An 18,667-nucleotide genomic window follows, 5' to 3' on the forward strand; every position below is an offset into this window, starting at 1 on the left:
CACCGTCACCCCCCGCTTCCCCTCGACCATTGGACGACTGGCGCCCACCGCAGTGGCCGGCACCACAACGGGCGCCCACCCGGGGGGCCCACATCACGCCTGCAGGTGCTCCTCGGCCGAGGCGAGATCGCCGAGCCTGGCGTTGATCATGCCCGATTCGTGGGCCCATCGGATGGGCGGCGGATCCGCCCGGGTGTCGGCGGCCGCTACAGCAGCCGACACCCTCAGGCGTTCAGCCCCCGGTCGTCGGGGGCTCGCTCACGACGCGGTGGTGAACATCAGGACGGAGCTGGCACCCACCGTCAGCGTGTGTCCGTTGGTGAAGTCCTTCGTCAGCGTGCCGACCTTTGTGGGGAAGCCGTTGGCGTCGGTGCTCGGGGTGGCACCGACGGTGTAGAGGTACTTGTTGAGGGTGATCGACCCGGTGGGCTCGGTCAGCCTCACCGCCTGTGCGACGGACGTGCGGTTGACGAGGACGAACGTCCAGCCTCCGCCCGGAAGTTGTGCAGCCAGCACGCGCACGCCCGTCGGCTCGGCCGGCGCATGGATGGTGGACCCGGCCGGCAGGTACCGGGTCAGCAGACTCCAGGTGTAGAACCACGGCCGTAGCGCCGTGGAGTGGGCCGACACCTTGTCAGGGTCGTCGTTACCCCGCCCCCACATCCCGCAGAACGTGGTCGAGGCATAGCCGTCGAGGCACCAGGCCGCCGCTCCGTCCACGCCGCTGCGGGCTTCCTGCACCGCCAGATCCGCCATGCGCAACGGCTGGGTCGTGTCAAGGGCGAAGCGGTAGTCCTTGTTTCCGTCCGGGTACTGAAGGGCCTTCATCCCTGTCTCCCCCAGCAACACCGGACCGCCCAGCGCCGCCAGCCGGATCTGGGACACCGCCTCCTTCATCACGGGCTCGACGTACGCCGGGTCTGCGCCGTACAGCTCCTGGCCGTAGAAGTGGGCCTCGCTCGCTCCCAGCAGGCCGCTCTGTGCAGAGCGCAGCCACCAGGAGTTGTTGCCCTTCCACGTGCCGGTGTTCATGGCGGCCTGTGTCTGCGTCAGATCGTCGAGCGGGTCCTCGAGGGTCGTGTTGTTGTTGGCGATGTGCATCGACCCGATCGAGTGCTCGAGGGTCGAGGAGGCTACGGACAGGCGGAGGTACTTGCTGCCGGTGATGCCGGAAGCGGTGTACGTGTAGCTCCACATTCCGCCTCCGTTCTTGCCGGTGACCAGGGCGACCGGCGTTGGCGGCGCGAATGCCAGGTCCTTCCAGGCTGTGCCGTCCGACGAGGTCTGGAAGGTGATCGCCGTGTCGGTGGGGCTGTCCGCGTAGATCTGCGCGGTGAACGTGTTGAGCGCCGCGAGCTTCCAGACCAGGGCTGCGTTGCACCCGGAAATGCACTCGGGTGCGGTCTGGCGGCCGAGGTCACCGCCGTAGGAGCTGATACCGGCCTCGGCGCTGTCGGCGCCGGAGATGACCGTTCTGGTGGTGTCCACCCCGGCGGCTGCGAAGGCGGACGCGAGGGTGATCGTCGCTGTCTGCCAGTCGGCGTACGTATGGGTCTTCGAATCGTTGGCGACGTTGGGCTCGTTGACACCGACCCAATAGGCCGGCGCGGCCCCGGCGGCCTGCAGACGCTTGACCAGCGTCGTCTGGACGGCGGCCGTGTTCGGGGAGGTGTAGGTCAGGTCGCCGATGCCGAACAGCCCGCTGACAACCGGTACGCCCTTGTCCACATAGTGCTTGATCACCTTCTCGGCGTTCAGATAGGCGGCGCTGGTGAAGTCGTAGGTGCCGCCCGCGTCAGTGCCGCTCCAGAACCAGGGCAGGTTGAACATGACCCGGACCACGCCCGGTTTCATGTAATCGGTGCGGGACACCATCCGATTCCAGTCGGCGGCGCTCCAGCTCGTGCCGCTCGGCGGCTGGGGGTTCTGGTTGTAGCCCAGTCCGATCCAGTGGCTGCTGACCACATCATCGGTGGTGGCGGCGACACTCGGGGCCGGGGTCGCAACCCCGGTGCCGAGCGCTGCCGCAGTGGCTATCACCGTCGCGGACAGCGCCCAGCAGACGGACCGGGCAGACCGGAAACGTAAAAGTGATCGGGAGCGCATGGATTCCTTCCAATGTTGTGTGTCGGGGGGAGGGCCCTGGGGTCGCGCGACCTGCCCTCCAGAGCAGGATGGGCGCGACTCGTGGTGCTCCGAAAGGGCTTTGGAGGAGATACGGCCGAAGGGCGCCCCCGCGGGGGCGCCCTTCGGCCGTATCTCCTCCAAAGCCCACGATGACCGGCCTGCCTCTCCTGGACGCGGCCCTCGTCGCGGAAGTCTGCGAGGGCGAGCAGGGCCTTATCGAGGGGCTGACGCACGCCGTCGAGAGCCTGACGGCGTGGGTGGCGGAGTTGCAGCGGCTGAGACCGCGTGGCCTGCGCGTCGTGGGCGGTGGTGCGCGGTGACGCGGGAATACCGGCAGATGCCGGACGGGGCCCGGGCCGAGGTGGACGCGCTGATGACCGAGGCCGGGTACGACGAGAGGCACCAGCAGCGCCCCGCCCCGGAGATCAAAGAGCGGGTGCACCGCCCTCCTGACCGACGCGGCCGCCGACGGCCGGTTGTGGGCGGCGGACGCGTTGACGGCCGATGCGCTGGACGGGCACCTGCGCCGGTTCCGGCGGTGGGACCGGGTACGGCAGGTGGTCCCCACGGCGTTCGGGGACCGGGTGGTGAAACGGGCGCGGGTGCTGTCGGTGCAGCGTCGTGCGGCCGGCGGACCGCCCTACTACCAGGGCGTGTTCCTGGAGCACCTGACGTTGGAAGAGGCGCGGGCGGCCCTGGCCGGGGTCCTGGTGGACGCGCAGGCCGTACAGGACCGGTTCGTGCTGATGGCCCGTCTGGTGCGGCTGATGGAGCAGACCGGGACGACGTACGTCGGGGCGGGCCTGGCCGTCCTCGGCGTGACGCTGGACGAGTACCTGCTGAGCACGCCCGAGGCGGCGTGATGATCCCTGCCCCGTACCGGTTCAAGGGCGGTGCCGTGCTCCTCGGCGTGGTGTACCCGGGCGCGGTCGGCCCGTTCGGGGTCCGGCCGCCGGATGACGTCGAGGACGAGCACCACCAGGACGACGAGCACGACCAGGACCACGGGCCCGGCGCGGTGCCGGCCCCCGCCCGAGAGGACGACCCCCGATGGACCTCGCTGCCGCCCGCGCCTACGCCCGCCGGAACCCTGGCAATGCCGTGCACGCCCGGCTGCTCGCCTCCCTCGACCCCAGTTGGCGGCCGCCGGCCCCGCTGAACCTCGCTGCGGTCCGCCGGGTCCGGGACACCGCGGCAGCGGCGGAGCGGCCCCCGGAGGCTCCGCCCGGGGCGACGTGGGCCGTGGACCCGGCGGGGCGCTGGTGCTGGGCGCTGGTGGAACCCGGGTTCGGCGGCGACACGTGGGCGTCCCTCGCCCTCGGCCTGGCGGCCGCGGGCGGCTTGCGGTCCCTGCACGTCCGCCCGGGATCGTGCGGCGGCGACCTCGGGGAGATGGTGCTCCGCCGGTCCCCCGACGGGGACCTGTGGGCGGTCGTCACCGTCGACACCGCGGCGACCGGTCCGGTCCCGGTTCGGACCGTCAGGCACGAGCTGGCGCACGTCGCGGACGAGATCGCCCGGGTGCGCGCGGCCGGCGGGCCGAAGGCGTGGGCGGACGTCGTCCGGTGCCGTGACGAGGCGCAGGCGGAGGTGTTCGCGCGGGGCGCGGAGGTGTGGCTGACACCGGAGATGACGGCCGCCCAGGTGATCGCCCGGGCTGCTGCGCACCAGGCTGCGCGCCGGTCTCGGACGCGGGCCCGTGGGCGGTGAGCGGATCACGGCGGTACGGCTCGGCGCGCGGATCCGGGCCCGGGCCGAGGCCGCCGCCGTGGAGGCGTTCACGGTCGGCACCTGCGGGCACCTCGACGCCTCGTTCGTCTCCGGGCTCTACCCGAGCGCCGGGGTGTGGTGCCCCGACTGCGGTGACGAGGCGGCCCGGGACCTCCTGCTGACGTACTGGTGCCTGATGTGCGAGCACCCGGCCCGCGCCGGGCTGACTCAGACCGAGGCCGGCGGGGCCCTGGTGCTGCTGCGCACCTGCGGCTGCTGCCTCACCTCCGACTCCCCGACTTCCCCTGACCCATCCCCGACTGAGCCGACCCGAGAGGACCCCCCGATGCCGACCGCCAAGACCAAGACCAAGACCCCGAAGACGACGAGCACCCACAGCGCGATCGAGCAGGCATGCCAGGACCTGACGACCCCGGAACTCCTCGCCGACCTCATCGCCACCGGCCGGCGGGCCCTCGCCGGGGAGCCGGGCGCCCCGTTCATCGCGGCCGCCTGCGCTGTGCTCCAGCAGCGATGCGGGCGCATCCTCCAGACCAGGCGTCTGGAGAACGACGACGCCGCGCACAAGCTGGTGGCGCGGGTGGTGACCGAAGGCGGGTTCCTCGCCCTGTCCGCCGACGTGGCCCGCCACGCGCTGATACCGACCCTGCTCCGGGAGATGGCGACGCGCGAGCGGGACCCGCACGGCGGCCACACGGTCCGCAGGCACGAGGAGGTCCTGAGCGACCTCGACACCCGCGTGTTCCCCGGCCCGGGGCTGCCGTCCGGGATGGCGTTCGCGGTGCTGTACGAGGCGGACACGCTCGTCGGGCGGCTGCTCACCGCACTGACCGCGGGTGAGGACGTCGCCCCCCTGGTGGAGGAGATCACCGCCGCCGCAGGCTGACCGGCGCGCCCGAACGTCCGTCCAGGTGGTTCGGTTGAACCACCTTCGGCGCGGGCCCGGAACGCAAAAAGGCCCCGGCCGCCCTGCTCACCGAAGTGAGGGGCGGCCGGGGCCTGGTCGTGCTGGTGGGTCAGCCCTGGGGCGCGGGTCGGCGGATCACGGGCCGGTCGACGTGGAGGTGGACCACGGCGGGGTCGAGGTCGGCGAGCAGGGTCCCGAGGGCGGAAGCCACGACGTACGAGCGGTGCCGGCCTCCGACGCACCCCGCCGCGATGTGCAGCGGGCCGGCGGACGGGCCGCTGCAGAACGCCCGGGCGGCCGCGACGGCAGCGGCGATCAGGGCCGGGATCCCCGGGGTACTGAGCACCGCCGTAATCACCTCCTGGTCCCGGCCGGTCAGCTCCCGCATCGCGGGGTCCACGTGCGGATCCCGGAAGTGCTGCCGGAGGTCGAGGGTCAGGTGCGCGGCCGGGGCGATCTCGCCCGGCTGGTGGCCGTACCCGAACGAGGTGATCGTGAGCGCGGAGGCGGGGGTCTGGGCGGTCATCTGCTGCTCCTGGTTGTGGTCGAGGCGGTCAGCGCTGGCTGATGTTGATCCGGTCGATGTGGACGCCCGCGCCGCCGCGGGATCCCCACCGGCCGCCCTGCCCGCCGGTCCCGGTGACGTTGACCGTGACGGGCGCGGGGGCCGGCGCGGCCGCGGCCTGCTCCCCGGAGGCACGGGACAGAGCGCCGGTGAACCGGAGGACGACCCACCCGAGGGCCGCGGTCCCCAGGAGCGCGGCCGCGCCGATCGCGAGTTCGGCGGCGGCGGCGAGGGCGGCGGGTCCAGCCATGGCGAGGGCTCCCCCGGTGCAGAGGGTCAGGGCGCAGATGCTCCCGACGAGGGTGATCGCGGTTCGCTCGAACGGGGTCAGGCCCCGGCGGGCGGGGGCGCCCTCGGGGGCCGCGGGCACGATGACCGGAGGCGCTGCCGGTACGTAGGCGGCGACCCACGACCCGTCGTCGAGCTGGACCAGGGCGCGCCGTTCGGCGGCCGGCGCGGGGAACAGCACCGTGGGCTCGGCGGCGTACAGGCGGGTCTGGTGGACGAGGGGCGCGGCGGCGGGGACCTGGACGGTGTAGGCCGGGGCGGGTTCGGCGTGCCGGGCGGGGTAGTGGTCCATGCTGGTGCTGCTCCTTCGGGGGCGGGTCAGTGGCGGGGGGCGGCGGGCGTGCCGGCCCCCGCCGCGTTGTCCGGGCTCGGGGCGGGGTCAGGTCCAGGGGGCGGCGTCGTAGCACTCGCGGACGTACGCGCGCAGCTCCTCGCGCGGCGCCTCGGCGGCGGGGGCGGTCAGCCCGGCCGGGACGAGCCAGGAGTGCGCGCGGTCGAGGTCGGCGAGGAGCCGGAACGACTCCGCCGCCTGCGCCCGTGACGCCGCCTCGCCGAACATCCCGCCGACCTCCACCCGGTCCGACTGGACGGCGCGGCGCAGCAGGTACGCGCGCAGCTGCTCGGGGTCGTTCTGCTCACCGGCGAGGGTCTGCGCCAGGAACTGGGAGGAGAGCGTCAGCAGTTCGTGGGCCTCCACGAGGATGTCGGGGGCGTGCCGGTAGAGGCGGGCGGGGTCGAGGTTCGACGTCGTCATGGCGTGCTCCTGGCGTGGTCGTCATACATGGGGAGGGCCGGCCCCGTGCGGGGCCGACCTCGAGAACGGGTGCTGTACGGGTCGGGCCGGTCAGTCCTCCGGGGTCCAGCCCAGGGGCGCCCACTTGCCGTGGCCCGGCTTGATCACCTTTCCGGCGTCGAACAGGGCCGACAGGGCGTTGTCGACGGAACCGGCTTTCGGCCCGCCGGGGGTGTCGGCGCCGAGCGCGGCCCTGATGTCCCGATTCCGCATGACCCCGGCGGCGAGGACGGTCAGGATCTGGGCCTCCAGGTTGGCGGGCTTGGCCTTGACCGCGGGGCGAGGGATCCGCACCGCGATGGTCCCGGCCTCGCCGTCGTGCTCCTGGTGGCCGTCGGCGCCGCCGCTGCCGTCCCCTCCGGCGAGGAGGTCTATGGCGAGGGGAAGGGCCTCCGAGTACCCGGCGCGGAACGCGGCGTCCTCGGCGGGGGTCAGCACCGGCATGACCGCGGACTCCATGAGCCGGATCAGGTTCGGGTACGTCCGGTTCTCCTTCACGGCCCGCCAGACGCGCATCAGGGCGGGGATGCCGCCGCAGATGTGCCAGGCGACGCCCGCGGTCACCGGGCCGGTCGGGGCCTCCTCCCCGTTCCACGCGGCCTCGACCTCGGCGTCACCGCCGCCGCCGAAGTGCCTGGGAATAGGGGTGATCTCGACCTCCCCCGACGTCATGTCGGAGGCGAGGCGCTTGGTCATGGTGCTGTTGACCCGGCCGAGCCAGACACTGCCCTGCTTGGCGTTCGCGCGGATCTTCTCGGCGTCGCCGAGGTCCTCCAGGTGCACGGACTGACCGGCGTACCTGATGCCCATGCCCAGCTTCCGGAACGTCAGCTGCGCCCGGGTGATCATCGCGACGACCCACGCCTTGAAGTCGTCGGGTGCCTCCGCGTGGTTGGCGATCACGCGGTTGATCTCGTCCAGGCTGATGTTCACCAGGGCCCACGGGTCGCCGAGGGCGAAGGACCCCCACCCGTTGGCCGTGCTGATCTGCTCCCGGTAGTCGGCGAGCGCGCAGGCCCCGGCGAGGGTCGCCCCGAACTCGGCCAGGCCGGCCCCGAAGGCGTACACCCGGCCCTTCGCCTCCGGCAGGCTCATGCCGCCCTGCGCGTCCGCGACGATGCTGACGATGCCGGACAGCCGTTCAGCGGTGATGACGTGCAGCAGGGCGACGGACTTCCCGGAGCCGGGGGCGCCCACGAAAAGGTCGGTCAGGCCGCCGAGGTCGGTGTCGTACAGCGGCATGCGGGCGGGCCGGCCATCGTGGCGGAGGCCGAGGGCGATCGTGCCGTCAGCGCGCATCGTGAGGTCCTCGGCGGTCGCCTCGCGCACGTTGATCAGCGGGTGGTCCCGGTAGATCGTGACGACCGCGGCGCCCAGCCCGACGGCCCCGATCATCAGCAGGTCCGGGTCCTCGATGCCGAGCGCCCGGGCCAGCTTCCGGCGGGGCAGGGAGAGTTCCTGATCCTCGGCGGCCTCGACGCGGAACATCGCCCGGCCTTCCTCGGCCTCGATCCGGTAGTCGGCGAGGTGCATCCCCGGGGCGGCCCCGCGCGGCCCGGACACCTTCTGTTCCCACCAGAGCCGCACGGGGTCCTGCTCCAGGGCGGCCTGTTCCGCGGCCCGGGCGGGGTCGACGAGGAGCGCCAGGCGCCCGGGCCCGCTGCCCGCGATGGGGTTCAGGATCACGGCCGCCTCCGGGACGTCGAAGACGGCGGCGACCGCGCGGGTGTCGAGGCGGGAGGAGACCGCCTCACCGGGCGCGGCGAGGATCACGGCGGTGAATGCCGGGCGGTTCGGGTCGGGCTGGTGTAGGGCGGTCAGGTCGGCCCCCTGCGTCACGGCGGCGGCCGCCCAGAGGGCGCGTACCCCGGACAGGTCGTCCCCGGCGTCCTGCGCGGGGGTCTCGGCGACGGCGGGCAGGTTCTCGATCGCCCGGCTGATCCCGGCGGCCCGGGTGATCGGGGCGGCGAGGCCGGCGGCGGCCGCCACGGCGACGGGGGCGACGGTCTCCCACCAGGAGTAGCCCGGGGCGATCAGCGCGGCCGCGTACGTGCCGGACAGCCCGAGGAGGGGAAGGGCGCGGGTGCAGGCGAGGAGGAGGCCGGCCCCGCCGGTGCGGGTGCGCCGCCACAGCACGCCGATCGCTCCGGCCCCGGCGGCGAGGACGGCGACGTGCAGCCCGGTGACGTCGGTCTGCGGGCCCACGGCGGTGAGGACCCCGCCCGCCCCGTACAGCACGCGCTCGGCGATGGCGAGACGGTGCGCGGTCGCGGGGGCGAGGCCGGTGTGCGTAGCGGTCAGCGCGGTCGGTTCGGCGGGCGCGGCGGGCGGGAGCGCGGCGGTGGTCACGGGAGCCTCCATGGCGGGCTGTGCGGGGCGTTCGGGGGCGGGAAGGGGTGAGGGGCCCGGCGCGGCAGCCGGGCCCCTCACAGGGCCGTACAGGGTGATGTGGTGTCAGCGGGTGTGGTAGAACCCCGGGATGGCCTGCTGCGGGCCGTTGCGCGAGGTCTCGTAGATCCCGCCGTACTCGGCGCGGTGCTCGCTGTTGAGGTTGTCGGCGGCGGTGCTCATCTCGGACGCGGTCCGGGCGACGTCGGCGGCCGCCTTGGCGACGTTGCGCAGCGCGGTAGCCGCGTTGCGGATCATCGTGGTGTACCGGGGTTCCACCTCGGCCTTCGCGCACAGCTCGGCGAGGAGGTCGGCGTGATTGGCGTCCTGGTCCATCTGACGGCGCAGCCGCCACAGGCCCTCGGCGAGGTGCGCGGCGGACGCGGCGAGCGCGGCGACGCGTCCGGCGAGGGCGAGGAAGCCAGGGACGCCGCCCTCACGGGTGGCGGGCAGGGCGGCGGTACGGGGCACGAGTTCGGTCACGGTCAGTCCTCGTTGTGGGCGCGGGCGGAGGGCGTGGAAAGGCCGGCGTCTGCCGTGGCCTGCTGGAGCGGCTTGTACGCGTCGTGCATCTCGTCGTGGGCGGTCTCTACGAGCTCGGCCGCGGTCAGTGACTCGGTCTGCATGGCGTCCGCCCGGCGGGCGAGGGTGTCCATGTACTCGGACAGCCGCGCCATCGCGGACGACGTCCGGCGGCCGATCACGTTGTTGTACTCGGCGAGGTCGTCGGCCAGGTCCGCGAGGGCGTCCCGCAGTTTGCGGGCGTTCCCGGCGAGGACGCTGCACTCGTCGTAGGTGGCGAAGCACCGGCGCCGGGACTTCCCGAGGTTGGTCAGGACGTCGTCGAGGGTGACCTCCGTCATGTGCCGGGCGGAGGGCTGCGGCGGCCGGGCATAGCTGGGGAGCGCGGATCCGGTCGAGGACCGGGCGGGCGCGGAGGACTTCACGGGCGGCTCCTTCACGGTGGTACTGGCGGTGCCGGCCGCGGGGAGCGAACCGGCGGGCATGCGGGGCGGCTTCGCCGGTCGGGCGAGCCACTCGTACGTGACCGTCACCCGCTCTTGCTCGTCCATGACGTGCTGCGCGGAGTCGGCCGCGGAGCGGCGGGTGCGGCCGGCCCTCGGCGGGGCGGAGGTGCCGTGCCCGTGGCTGTGCGTGCTCCACGGGCCGCCCGTCCTCGGGGGCGGCTGCTGCTGCCCGCCCTGGGTGGAGCGGTGCCTCCTCCACGTCCCGCGGCGGCCGCCGGGCCCGGTCTGACCCGGCCCCTGCCCGGGCGGCTGTGGATGGCCCTGTGGACCACCGGGCGGTGTCTGTGGACCACCGTTCGGCGGGGGCTGCTGCGGTCCGCCCTGCGGGCCCGTCGGGCCGTTCTGGGGCGTCTGCTGCTGCGGGCCCGGCGGGGGCCCGGGCGGCTGGGGCGGAGTCTGCGGCTGACCGTTCATCGGCGGCTGCGTCGGCCTCGGCGGGTAGTTCGGCCTCGGCGATGCTGTCGGCTGCTGCGGCTGAGGAACCGTCTTGCTCCGGCCCTTCCTCCACCGCCACCGCCGACGCGGCTTCGACGGGGGCGTGGTCGGCCCCGCCGACGGCGGGTTGCCGGGGCCGGTCGGCTGCTGCGGGCCCTGCCCCGGCGTCTGCGGGGTCTGCTGCTGGCCGGGCTGCTGCGGGCCCTGCGGCCCCTGCCCCGGCTGCTGCTGACGCTTCCTCCGGATCATCCGGCGCCGCCGGTTCTTCGGCGGCGCCGGGTTGTTTCCGGTCGGCTGCTGCTGGGGCCCGGTGCCGGGCGCCTGCTGGCCGGGCTGCTGCTGCCCCGGCTTCGGCTTGCGCTGACGGCCCGGGCGCTGCGGGGTCTGCTGCCCGCCGGCCTTCCCGGTGGACCCGCCGCCGTTGGCGTTGCCGGTCGGCCCACCGCCGCCGTGGGGCTGCGTGCCGCCCCCCTTCCCCCTGCCCTTCCCTCCGCCCGCGCCGCCGCCGGACGACCCGGTACCGGCGCCTCCTCCCGACCCGCCGCCGCGGTTCTTGCGGTCGCGGATCTTCTGGAGGGTGCCGCCACCGGACCCGCCCCCGGCGCCGGGGGTCTTGCCCCGGCTCGGCGACTGGACGCCCGTCGACGGCTTCCCGCCGCCCGAGTCGGAGCCGGTGCCGCCCTTCCCGCCGCCGGACGGCGAGGACTTCCCCCCGCCGCCGGGGCCGGCCTTCCCGGACCCGGCGGTGCCCGCGCCCGGGGACGGCTTCGCGCCGCTGCTCCCCGTGCCGGTGCTGCCGTTGCCGGTGCGCTGGGGGCTGGCCTTCCCGGCGTTGCTCCCCGGCCCGGTGCCGGTACCGCCGCGGCCGCCGCCGGACGACGTCCCGCCGCCCGTGCCGCCGATCCTGCGGGACCCGCCTCCGCCACCGGAGCCACCGCCTGACGGGGACCGGCCGCCGCCGGAGCCTCCACCGGCGGCGGCCTTCCCGAACTCTGCCGACGTCGGCACCTTCGTGAGGCGGGCCCGGGCGTCCTCCTCGGCAGCCCGCCGCTTCACCTTCGCATCACGCCACACCGCCTCCTCGGCGGCCCGCTCCATCCGGCGCTGCTTCCAATCGGCGACCACGGTGACCGTGCCTCGCAGCGCGGCGAGCGCGATGGCGAGGACGGCGGAGAACGACAGCGCCCCGAGCCCGTCGCCCTGGTCGCCGTTCCCCTCCGACCGGAACGTGGCCGGGACCGGCGACGGCGGGGCGGGCGGCAGGCCCGGGCTGACCGCGGCGAGGGACTCGGCCGCCGACCGGCGGGCGGGCATCACCGGAACCGGAGGCGCCCCCGTCGAGGAGGACGGGGGCGCGGGTGCCGGCGGGGTGCTGACCGGAGGCGCGGGCGGCGTCGCCGGAGGTGCGGCCGGGGGCGGCGGCGGGGGCGTCGCTGGGGGGCGGTGCCTCGGCGGCGGCAGGCCCGGCGATGTCGGCCGTACCGGGAACTGGACCACCGTTCCGCCGGGCGGCGGCGGGGGCGGGCCGGACGGATTGCTCATGATCGTTGCTCCTGTCGGTGTTGACAGAGTGTGAGGAGGTGCCTTACGCGCGCGGGCGTCCGCGTGTCCGCGGGTCCCCGCGTCGCGCGTCCGCATTACGCGCGAGGCGAGGGCCGGTTCGGGGCGGTGATGATGATGAGGATCACGACCGCCCCGAACCGGCCTGCCGGTCACCGTCCGTAGCGCTGAACGAAGTTGGCGAGGGTGGTCGCGAGGTCGTTCCAGGCGGCGTCAGCGTCGTCCGTTCCGGCCCTCGCCCTCTGCCACTCGCGGGCGATGGCCCGGGCCTCGTCGGCCCACGCCGTGGCGATACCGGCCGCTCCTCGGGCGGCGGCGGCCGCCATGCGCTGCTCCCGGTGCTGCGCCCGGTTGTGGGCCTTCCGCTCGGCTCCGGTCATCGGGTCGGCGGGGGTGGTGCTGTCCATGCGGATCCTTTCGGGAGGGGGCCGCGCCCGGAGCAGGCCGGGCGCGGCAAGGAGAGGAGGCGGGCGGGGTCAGGCGCCGCGGCGGCGGTCCCACAGGTCGGTGATCCCCCGGGGCTGCGTGCCGTCCTGCTGGGGCTGCCCGGCGGCCGGCGCCTCCGGGGCCGGGGCGGCCGCCGTCACCGACTTGTTCAGGGCCTTGGCGGTGAACGCGCCGACCGAGGCGCGCCGGTCCGCGCTGCGGGCGGCCTTGGCCTGGCGCTGGCCGGGCAGGGCGTTGACGTGCCGGACGTGGTCGGCGAACTCCTGCCGGAGCTCCCGGGCCCCCTCGGCGGCGAGGTCGGACCCCTTGACCATCTTCTTGAGTCCCCGGGTGGCGCGGCGGGTGCGGCGGCCGGCGGCCCAGCGGCCGTCACCGGGCACGTGCTGCGACCGCAGCTCGCCCTCCATGGCGGCGAGGAACGCCCGGTACTCGAAGGCGTCGCCGCCGTGCACGGCCTCGCGGTCGGCGGTCCAGGAGGTGACCGCCGGGACGGTCAGGAGGCGGGCGTACGCCTCGACGCGGTTGACGGTGTCGGTGTTGTTGTTGGTGGCGGGCGTACGGTCCACGGCGGGCTCCTCGTGCTCGGGGGGAGTGGTGGGGGCGGGCTGGTGGTCACACAACGGGACCCGGCGGAGGGGCCGGGGCCGGCAGGGCGAGCGCCAGAGCGCGGTACGGTCAGTGCCAGGCCCGCCCCCTCGTTTCGGTCGAGGGGGCGGGCGGTGCTGTGTGCGGGGTCAGGCCGCGGTGACTTCCTCGGCCTCGTCGTCGGTCGGGGTGGCGGCCTCGTTGCGGACCTTGGACACCCAGCCGATCGACCACCCCGTCTTGTCCGCGAGTTCGCGGACGCTCGCGCCGGGGGTGTTCACGACGAGCGCCCGGGCGACGTCCTCGTCGAGCCGGTCATCGTTCACGGGGGTGTTCACCGGGGCCTGCTTGCGGGTGTTCACCGGGGGCGCCTTGCGGGTGTTCACGGGCGGTGTCTTGCGGGTGTTCACGGCCGCGCCGTCGGTGTTCACCGCGCGCCGCTCCGCGCGTTCACGGGCCGCCTGCTCCGCCCGTTCACGGGCCTCCCGTTCTTCCTGTTCACGGGCGGCCTGCGCGGCCTGTTCACGGTCACGCTCCTGCTGTTCACGGGCCTCTCGCTCCGCGCGTTCACGGGCCTCCCGCTCTGCCCGCTCCTGGCGTTCGCGCTCCTCCGCCCTTTCGAGGCGGTCGGCCTCCTCGCGGCGCTTGCGCTCCTCGCCTTCCCGCTGCTCACGGAGCATCTGGGCGGCGTGGTCCCGCTGGTCCTGCTCGACCTTCGCGGCGTGTTCACGGGCTTCCCGCTCGCGGCGCTCCTGCCGGTCCTGCTGGCGTTCACGCTCTTCCCGGTCTCGCTGTTCACGCTCGCGCTGGTCGCGTTCACGGGCCTCCCGCTCGCGCTGTTCATGAACACGCTTCCGCTCGGCCTCCTGCTCCTGTTCACGGTCGATCCGGGCGAGCGCCCGAGTGATCGCCCGGCGGTACGCGAGGGCGGCCTCCGCGGTCGTGATCAGGAGCAGCGGGGCGACCGCGTGAACGGCCACCCCGACCCCGTCACCTTTCAGCGCGGAGTCCCCCACGTTCAGGCCCAGGGTCATGAACCCGGTGAGCCACCGCAGGGTGGCTGGCCACGCGCCGCCGTGCTCGCCGAGCCGGGACACCGTGGCGTCGAGGCGGATCACGATCACCACGGCGGCGTCGACCACGATCGGGAGGATCGGGGCCGTCCAGTCCCACGCGTCGGACGTGACGCGCTGGACGAGAGGCGTCACGGTCAGGACGGAAAACAGGACCGCGCCGAACGTGATCGTCCAGGTGCCGCCGTCGAGGGTGCGCTCCACCGACTTGAGCTGTCCGGGTGTCAGCTTCGCGAGCCTCATCGGGCGTCACCCCCGGCGGTGGCCATGGCCGGGCAGTTCCGGCAGATCGGGCCGTGGTTGAAGTCCTGGACGGGGCGGCGGGCGCCGCACGCGGCGCACTCCCGGGTGTTGGCCGGGGCCGCCTCCTCGCCGCGGTCGGCGCACGAGCAGGTGCCGCCCATGCAGTCCGCGGCCGTGTCCTCCCGGACCGGGGCGGAGGCGTCCGCGTCGTCCTGGTCGCCGTCGAGGCCGAGGACCAGGGCGACGAGGTCGAAGGGGCGCGGCAGGCGGGTGTCCTCGCCGGCCTCGGCTCGCTCCTGCCGGGCCCGGGTGATCAGGTCCCGCAGGACCCCGTACGCGATGGCGCCGCGCACGGCGTTGCCGTTGTCGGGGTCGGCGGCGTGGTCGCGGAGGCGGATCAGGTCCTGCCGGACGTCAGCGAGGACGCCGCTCTCCGCGCTGAGCGCGCCGGCCTCCTCACGGGCGGCGTCCCGCTCTTTGGTGAGCTGCCGAACGAGGGCCTGCGTGCCGGTCTCGGCGTCGGTGGCCCGGCGGGCGGCCCTGGCGGTGTCCTCGCGGGCCTGGTCCAGCTCGGCCCGCAGGGAGCCGATCGTGCCGGTGAGGGTGCGCGCGGTGGTCCGGGCGTCCGCGAGGTCAGTAAGGGCCCGGTCCCGGGCGTCGGTAGCCAGGTCGAGGGTGCTGCGGGTCCGTCCCAGCTCCTCGCGGTCGGCGAGCAGGGCGGCGTGCGTGCTGGCGGTGACGATGCGGATCACGGCGGGTCTCCTCGGGTCAGGTGAACAGGTCGAGTTGGGCGGAGGCGAGGGCGGCCGCGGCGGCCTCCTCGCGGATACGGCGGCCGGGCCCGGGCGGCGTCGGCGGCGTGCGGGGCGCAGACGGCCGTCAGGGCGTCGGCGGGGAGGCGGGCGGCGTCGACCAGGCGCACGGCCGGGTCCGCCGGGACGAGGACCGTGGCGAGCTCCCAGCACTCCGGAGTGCGGCACAGGCGGCCGTCCCGCCGGGTGACCGCCCGGAACACGGGGTTCGCGTGCGCCGGGGCGGTCGAGGCCGGGTGAGGCGTCGCGGTCACCGGGGGTCGATGGCGGCGGCCTGCCACCGGTCGAACCCCTCGACCTTCGAATGGAGCCACACCAGGCGGCCGCGGTCGATGACGCCCTCGGCCCAGTCGAGGGCGGCCGTGATGTCCGCGTCGGCGTCGGCCTCGTCGAACGTCGGGTGACAGCCGTAGGCGTCGCCCTCCAGCTCCCACCCCCACACGTCGACGTCGATGTGGCAGGCGGTCAGGGTCCAGCGGGACACGGGCAGTTCCTCCGGGGTGCGGGTCGGGGTGGTCGGGCCGTTCAGGCCGGGGCGGAGGAAGAGGCGCCCGCCCGGGCCGCCCGGGGTGGCGGTCACGGCGCCGGGCACGGTCCGCTGCTGCGGGATGGACATCGGCCGCCCGTCCGGGCCCGTCAGGGGGCCGGTGAGGGCCGGGGGCGGCGGGACCGGCCCGGAGGCCGGGGCGTCGCCCGCGAGGCGGTCCCGGGCGTCCTGACGGCGGCCGAGCTGCTCGGAGGCCCACGTGCCGGTCAGGCCGGCCGCCGTCATCAGCGCGGCCGCGCCGTCGAGGTGCCTGCCGGTGACCAGGCAGCCGACGGCGACGACGGCCGCGACGGCCGGGGACACCGGGGAGGTCAGTACGGCGGTGAGCCCGTTCTCGACGCGGGCGGTGGCGGAGTGGAGCGCGCTACGGGCGCTGCTGCTGTCCATGCGTGGGGTTCCCGTCCTCGGGACGCCCCGCCGGGGCGGGGCTGGTGACTGGGGAGAGCAACGCCCCGGCCGCCGCCGCGTGGGCGGGGCCGGGGCGGGGCGGTTCAGAGGCGGAGCAGGGCGCGGAGGCGCCGGAGGTCGACCGCGAAGGCGTCCACGCGGTCCAGGAGCGCGTCTACGCCGGGGCCGTCCAACTCGGCGTCAAGGCCGGCGGACCAGACGGACACGACCGCCGGGGAGCCGGGGGTGCCGAGGTCGCGGAACCACTCCGCCGTCAGCCCGCCCGCCCCGGCGACGGCGAGCAGGGCCGGAGCGGGGAGGAGCGCGGCCAGGAGGCCGGTAGAGGTGCCGGTGCCGTACACCGTGGCGGCCGTCACCGGCCGGCCCGGATGCGGCGCAGCATCTCGTCCGCCGACGGGTCGGCAGGGTAGGCCATCGTGGCGGGCCGGGGCCGGGGCGGGGCGGCGTTGGTGAAGGCCGGCCGGTTGCAGCGGCACGCCCAGTACTCGCACAGCGGGCACACGTCGTCGGGACGGGCGGCCGCCGGGGCCGGGGCGGGGCTGGTGCGGGTCAAGGCGAGGATGTTGGTACGGTCGCTCACGTGCTGGTCCTCTCGTGCGGGTGATGTCGTCGAGGGGGCTGTGCGCGTGCATGGGAAGGCCCGTCCGGGCTCAAGGCGTTGGTAGCGCCTCCGGACGGGCCTTCCTCTTGCACGGTGGGGCTCTGGAGGGTCAGGGGGCCGGGCAGTGCAGCGGGCACCGGCACGGCGGGTACTGAGAGCTGATCTCGGGGACCACGTCCCGGTCGGGGTCGACCGTGACCGGCGGCCCGTACGTGCGGCCGCCGTCCCGGCTGACCCGGATGGTGAGCACCGGGCGCTGCTCCTGGCCGTCGTTCCCGCCGAGGGCGGGCCGGTCGGCACTCACGCCGCTACCTGCACGCCGTGCTCGACGGCGACCGGCGCGACTGGGGCCGGGATGGCGACCGGGGCGATGCTGGTCACGCGGAGGGACGGCGCGACCTCCTTCATGGGGACCTCGCCGAGGCCGTGCCGCTTGTACGTGGCGCGGATCGCGTCGAGGTCGGGCGTCTGACGGGTCGAGACGACCCGCTCGACCAGCCAGCGGCCGCCGTACAGGCCGGCGGGGAGGCGCCCGACGAGCTTCTTGGCGGCGCGCTTGGTGCGCTCCGCGGCCCGGGCGGCGTCCACGGCAACGACACCACGCTGGGCGCCGAGCGCCCGCACCTGGCCGAGTGGCGCGAACGCGGCTGGTAGGTCCGCAATCCGTCAACTTCGCTACGCGGGGCACCCCTTCCGGTCGATGATGGCCGAACGCACGTCCTGAGGGCCGGGGAGGGGGTATTTGCTGCACCATGCAACAAGAGCCCTCCCCGTCTCCCACCGCGTCCCGTCCCGCCCCTTCGATGCTGCGGCTGGCCTCGGCCGCGCTCGCCGGAACCGCCATCGAGTTCTACGACTTCTTCGTCTACGGAACGGCCGCCGCCCTCGTGCTCGGCCCGCTCTTCTTCCCGTCCTTCTCCCCGCTCGCCGGGACCCTCGCCGCGTTCGGCACCTTCGGCGTCGGCTTCCTCGCCCGCCCGCTCGGCTCGGCGATTTTCGGCCACATCGGCGACCGCTACGGGCGGCGTCCGGTACTCCTCGCCTCCCTGCTCCTGACCGGCCTCGCCACCGTCGCCGTCGGCTGCGTGCCGACGTACGACTCGATCGGCGTGGCCGCACCGGCGCTGCTGGTCCTGCTGCGCTTCCTGCAGGGCCTCGGGCTCGGCGGCGAATGGGGCGGCGCCGTCCTGCTGACCGCCGAGCACGCCCCCGAGCGGCGGCGCGGCCTGTGGTCGAGCTTCCCGCAGATCGGTCCGCCGGTGGGCTTCCTGCTGGCCAACGGCATCGTCCTCGCGCTGTCGGCGACCCTGACCGACGCCCAGTTCACCTCGTGGGGCTGGCGGGTCCCGTTCTGGGCGGCCGGTGTGCTGGCCCTGGCGGGGCTGTGGCTGCGCCGCTCGGTGGAGGAGACTCCGCAGTTCCGGGCGCTGGCCGAGAGCGGCCGGCGCGCGGACGCCCCGCTGGCGGAGGTGGTCCGCGGCCACTGGCGGCTGCTCCTGCTGACCGGCGGGGCGCTGGCCGTGGGGTACGCGGTCTTCTACGCGGTCACCACCTGGTCCCTGGCGTACGCGACCGAACACCTCGGCATGGGCCGTACGACGGTGCTGGCGTGCGTCATGGGCGCCGTCACCCTGATGGGCGTGGCCACCCCGCCGCTGGCGGCGCTGGGCGACCGGTACGGGCGGCGGCCGCTGTGCCTGGCCGGGTCGGCTGCCTGTGTGGTGTGGATGTTCCCGCTGGTGGCCCTGCTGGGTACGGCCGATCCGCTGCTGATGACGCTGGGCTTCGTCGGGGCGCTGCTGGGCATGGTGACGATGTTCGCGGTGGTGGGCGCGTACCTGCCGGAGCTGTACGCCCCGCGGATCCGCTGCACGGGCGCTGCCGTGGGCTACAACCTGGGCGGTGTACTGGGCGGGGCGCTGACCCCGATCGCGGCGACGGCGCTCGCGGACGGTACCGGTCCGCAGTGGGGTGTCGCCGTGTACCTGAGTGCGATCGCCCTGGTCAGCCTGGTCTGCTTCGCGCTGCTGCCGGAGACCGGCCCGGCCGTCGTGCGGGCGCGGGCGCAGGCCGGGGCGGCCGCGGGCACGGAAACGGGGGCGGCCGAAGCGGCCGCCCCCGTGTAGATC

The 18,667-nt window shown here is 74.9% G+C and carries 23 protein-coding genes and 1 pseudogene; 6 read left to right on the plus strand and 18 right to left on the minus strand.

The annotated features are described in order from the left end of the window. Positions 1-93 precede the first annotated feature (93 nt). Together ACTVZO_RS11085 and ACTVZO_RS11090 are read right to left on the minus strand one after the other, a co-directional pair. Positions 94-222, minus strand: coding sequence for a hypothetical protein (locus ACTVZO_RS11085; protein WP_443298214.1), 129 nt, complete (start codon positions 220-222; stop codon positions 94-96). Between the two features lie 36 nt (positions 223-258). Continuing rightward, on the minus strand, positions 259-2,106 hold the full coding sequence (locus ACTVZO_RS11090) for a hypothetical protein (RefSeq protein ID WP_443298215.1): 1,848 nt from the start codon (positions 2,104-2,106) through the stop codon (positions 259-261). A gap of 170 nt (positions 2,107-2,276) precedes the next feature. Here ACTVZO_RS11090 and ACTVZO_RS11095 point away from each other — a divergent pair, with 170 nt between their 5' ends. From ACTVZO_RS11095 to ACTVZO_RS11110, 4 genes are all read left to right on the plus strand, one after another. Further along, positions 2,277-2,447, plus strand: a complete 171-nt coding sequence (locus ACTVZO_RS11095; protein ID WP_443298216.1) for a hypothetical protein — start codon at positions 2,277-2,279, stop codon at positions 2,445-2,447. Positions 2,448-2,621: 174 nt separating this feature from the next. After that, the gene (locus ACTVZO_RS11100; RefSeq protein ID WP_443298217.1) at positions 2,622-2,990 is read left to right on the plus strand and encodes a hypothetical protein; all 369 of its coding nucleotides are present in this window, start codon (positions 2,622-2,624) and stop codon (positions 2,988-2,990) included. Between the two features lie 187 nt (positions 2,991-3,177). Then, on the plus strand, positions 3,178-3,837 hold the full coding sequence (locus ACTVZO_RS11105; RefSeq protein ID WP_443298218.1) for a hypothetical protein: 660 nt from the start codon (positions 3,178-3,180) through the stop codon (positions 3,835-3,837). Next, positions 3,827-4,744: a hypothetical protein gene (locus ACTVZO_RS11110; RefSeq protein ID WP_443298219.1), complete on the plus strand. Its 918-nt coding sequence runs from the start codon at positions 3,827-3,829 to the stop codon at positions 4,742-4,744. Before ACTVZO_RS11105 ends, ACTVZO_RS11110 begins: the two co-directional genes overlap by 11 nt. A gap of 130 nt (positions 4,745-4,874) precedes the next feature. On the opposite strand, the gene ACTVZO_RS11115 is transcribed toward ACTVZO_RS11110, so the two are convergent. From ACTVZO_RS11115 to ACTVZO_RS11190, 16 genes are all read right to left on the minus strand, one after another. Continuing rightward, positions 4,875-5,291 carry a RapZ C-terminal domain-containing protein gene (locus ACTVZO_RS11115; RefSeq protein ID WP_443298220.1) on the minus strand — a complete coding sequence of 139 codons (417 nt, stop codon included), beginning with the start codon at positions 5,289-5,291 and terminating at the stop codon, positions 4,875-4,877. A gap of 28 nt (positions 5,292-5,319) precedes the next feature. Continuing rightward, positions 5,320-5,910 carry a hypothetical protein gene (locus tag ACTVZO_RS11120; protein ID WP_443298221.1) on the minus strand — a complete coding sequence of 197 codons (591 nt, stop codon included), beginning with the start codon at positions 5,908-5,910 and terminating at the stop codon, positions 5,320-5,322. Positions 5,911-5,997: 87 nt separating this feature from the next. After that, entirely contained in the window at positions 5,998-6,372 is a 375-nt protein-coding gene (locus tag ACTVZO_RS11125) for a hypothetical protein (protein WP_443298222.1), read from the minus strand. A gap of 90 nt (positions 6,373-6,462) precedes the next feature. Continuing rightward, the gene (locus ACTVZO_RS11130) at positions 6,463-8,760 is read right to left on the minus strand and encodes a hypothetical protein (RefSeq protein ID WP_443298223.1); all 2,298 of its coding nucleotides are present in this window, start codon (positions 8,758-8,760) and stop codon (positions 6,463-6,465) included. 105 nt (positions 8,761-8,865) lie between these two features. Next, positions 8,866-9,282, minus strand: a complete 417-nt coding sequence (locus tag ACTVZO_RS11135; RefSeq protein ID WP_443298224.1) for a conjugal transfer protein TraB — start codon at positions 9,280-9,282, stop codon at positions 8,866-8,868. Positions 9,283-9,284: 2 nt separating this feature from the next. Next, positions 9,285-11,576, minus strand: a complete 2,292-nt coding sequence (locus tag ACTVZO_RS11140; RefSeq protein ID WP_443298225.1) for a hypothetical protein — start codon at positions 11,574-11,576, stop codon at positions 9,285-9,287. A gap of 398 nt (positions 11,577-11,974) precedes the next feature. Next, positions 11,975-12,229 carry a hypothetical protein gene (locus ACTVZO_RS11145; RefSeq protein ID WP_443298226.1) on the minus strand — a complete coding sequence of 85 codons (255 nt, stop codon included), beginning with the start codon at positions 12,227-12,229 and terminating at the stop codon, positions 11,975-11,977. A 69-nt stretch (positions 12,230-12,298) separates the two neighbouring features. Then, complete coding sequence (locus ACTVZO_RS11150) at positions 12,299-12,835, minus strand: hypothetical protein (protein ID WP_443298227.1); 537 nt, start codon at positions 12,833-12,835, stop codon at positions 12,299-12,301. A 168-nt stretch (positions 12,836-13,003) separates the two neighbouring features. After that, positions 13,004-14,170 (minus strand): DUF2637 domain-containing protein, encoded by a 1,167-nt coding sequence (locus ACTVZO_RS11155; RefSeq protein ID WP_443298228.1) that lies wholly within the window; start codon positions 14,168-14,170, stop codon positions 13,004-13,006. Then, positions 14,167-14,922 carry a hypothetical protein gene (locus tag ACTVZO_RS11160; protein WP_443298229.1) on the minus strand — a complete coding sequence of 252 codons (756 nt, stop codon included), beginning with the start codon at positions 14,920-14,922 and terminating at the stop codon, positions 14,167-14,169. The genes ACTVZO_RS11155 and ACTVZO_RS11160 overlap by 4 nt, the downstream gene beginning before the upstream one ends. After that, positions 14,919-15,236: a hypothetical protein gene (locus ACTVZO_RS11165; RefSeq protein ID WP_443298230.1), complete on the minus strand. Its 318-nt coding sequence runs from the start codon at positions 15,234-15,236 to the stop codon at positions 14,919-14,921. Before ACTVZO_RS11165 ends, ACTVZO_RS11160 begins: the two co-directional genes overlap by 4 nt. Beyond that, the gene (locus ACTVZO_RS11170) at positions 15,233-15,916 is read right to left on the minus strand and encodes a hypothetical protein (RefSeq protein WP_443298231.1); all 684 of its coding nucleotides are present in this window, start codon (positions 15,914-15,916) and stop codon (positions 15,233-15,235) included. The genes ACTVZO_RS11165 and ACTVZO_RS11170 overlap by 4 nt, the downstream gene beginning before the upstream one ends. A gap of 104 nt (positions 15,917-16,020) precedes the next feature. Then, positions 16,021-16,293: a hypothetical protein gene (locus ACTVZO_RS11175; RefSeq protein WP_443298232.1), complete on the minus strand. Its 273-nt coding sequence runs from the start codon at positions 16,291-16,293 to the stop codon at positions 16,021-16,023. After that, the gene (locus ACTVZO_RS11180; RefSeq protein ID WP_443298233.1) at positions 16,290-16,517 is read right to left on the minus strand and encodes a hypothetical protein; all 228 of its coding nucleotides are present in this window, start codon (positions 16,515-16,517) and stop codon (positions 16,290-16,292) included. Before ACTVZO_RS11180 ends, ACTVZO_RS11175 begins: the two co-directional genes overlap by 4 nt. Positions 16,518-16,647: 130 nt before the next feature. After that, complete coding sequence (locus tag ACTVZO_RS11185; protein ID WP_443298234.1) at positions 16,648-16,842, minus strand: exo-alpha-sialidase; 195 nt, start codon at positions 16,840-16,842, stop codon at positions 16,648-16,650. Next, complete coding sequence (locus ACTVZO_RS11190; protein ID WP_443303429.1) at positions 16,839-17,126, minus strand: hypothetical protein; 288 nt, start codon at positions 17,124-17,126, stop codon at positions 16,839-16,841. Before ACTVZO_RS11190 ends, ACTVZO_RS11185 begins: the two co-directional genes overlap by 4 nt. Between ACTVZO_RS11190 and ACTVZO_RS11195 the strand changes: the two are divergent. Both ACTVZO_RS11195 and ACTVZO_RS11200 read left to right on the plus strand, forming a co-directional pair. Beyond that, a pseudogene (locus tag ACTVZO_RS11195) lies at positions 17,124-17,192 on the plus strand (MBL fold metallo-hydrolase); the annotation flags it as partial. The gene ACTVZO_RS11190 and the pseudogene ACTVZO_RS11195 sit on opposite strands and share 3 nt — an antisense overlap. Positions 17,193-17,341: 149 nt before the next feature. Then, complete coding sequence (locus ACTVZO_RS11200) at positions 17,342-18,664, plus strand: MFS transporter (protein ID WP_443303118.1); 1,323 nt, start codon at positions 17,342-17,344, stop codon at positions 18,662-18,664. The last annotated feature ends 3 nt before the right edge of the window (positions 18,665-18,667 follow it).

Origin of the sequence: Streptomyces sp. IBSNAI002 (assembly GCF_052244475.1) — a bacterium.
Lineage (GTDB): Bacteria > Actinomycetota > Actinomycetes > Streptomycetales > Streptomycetaceae > Streptomyces.

What these genes read in the sequence shown, in the direction of transcription:
- ACTVZO_RS11170 (WP_443298231.1), bottom strand. Translation starts at nt 15,916, where the DNA reads ATGGACAGCAGCAGCGCCCGTAGCGCGCTCCACTCCGCCACCGCCCGC.
- ACTVZO_RS11125 (WP_443298222.1), bottom strand. Translation starts at nt 6,372, where the DNA reads ATGACGACGTCGAACCTCGACCCCGCCCGCCTCTACCGGCACGCCCCC.
- ACTVZO_RS11200 (WP_443303118.1), top strand. Translation starts at nt 17,342, where the DNA reads ATGCTGCGGCTGGCCTCGGCCGCGCTCGCCGGAACCGCCATCGAGTTC.
- ACTVZO_RS11120 (WP_443298221.1), bottom strand. Translation starts at nt 5,910, where the DNA reads ATGGACCACTACCCCGCCCGGCACGCCGAACCCGCCCCGGCCTACACC.
- ACTVZO_RS11115 (WP_443298220.1), bottom strand. Translation starts at nt 5,291, where the DNA reads ATGACCGCCCAGACCCCCGCCTCCGCGCTCACGATCACCTCGTTCGGG.
- ACTVZO_RS11145 (WP_443298226.1), bottom strand. Translation starts at nt 12,229, where the DNA reads ATGGACAGCACCACCCCCGCCGACCCGATGACCGGAGCCGAGCGGAAG.
- ACTVZO_RS11105 (WP_443298218.1), top strand. Translation starts at nt 3,178, where the DNA reads ATGGACCTCGCTGCCGCCCGCGCCTACGCCCGCCGGAACCCTGGCAAT.
- ACTVZO_RS11140 (WP_443298225.1), bottom strand. Translation starts at nt 11,576, where the DNA reads ATGCCCGCCCGCCGGTCGGCGGCCGAGTCCCTCGCCGCGGTCAGCCCG.
- ACTVZO_RS11155 (WP_443298228.1), bottom strand. Translation starts at nt 14,170, where the DNA reads ATGAGGCTCGCGAAGCTGACACCCGGACAGCTCAAGTCGGTGGAGCGC.
- ACTVZO_RS11095 (WP_443298216.1), top strand. Translation starts at nt 2,277, where the DNA reads ATGACCGGCCTGCCTCTCCTGGACGCGGCCCTCGTCGCGGAAGTCTGC.
- ACTVZO_RS11090 (WP_443298215.1), bottom strand. Translation starts at nt 2,106, where the DNA reads ATGCGCTCCCGATCACTTTTACGTTTCCGGTCTGCCCGGTCCGTCTGC.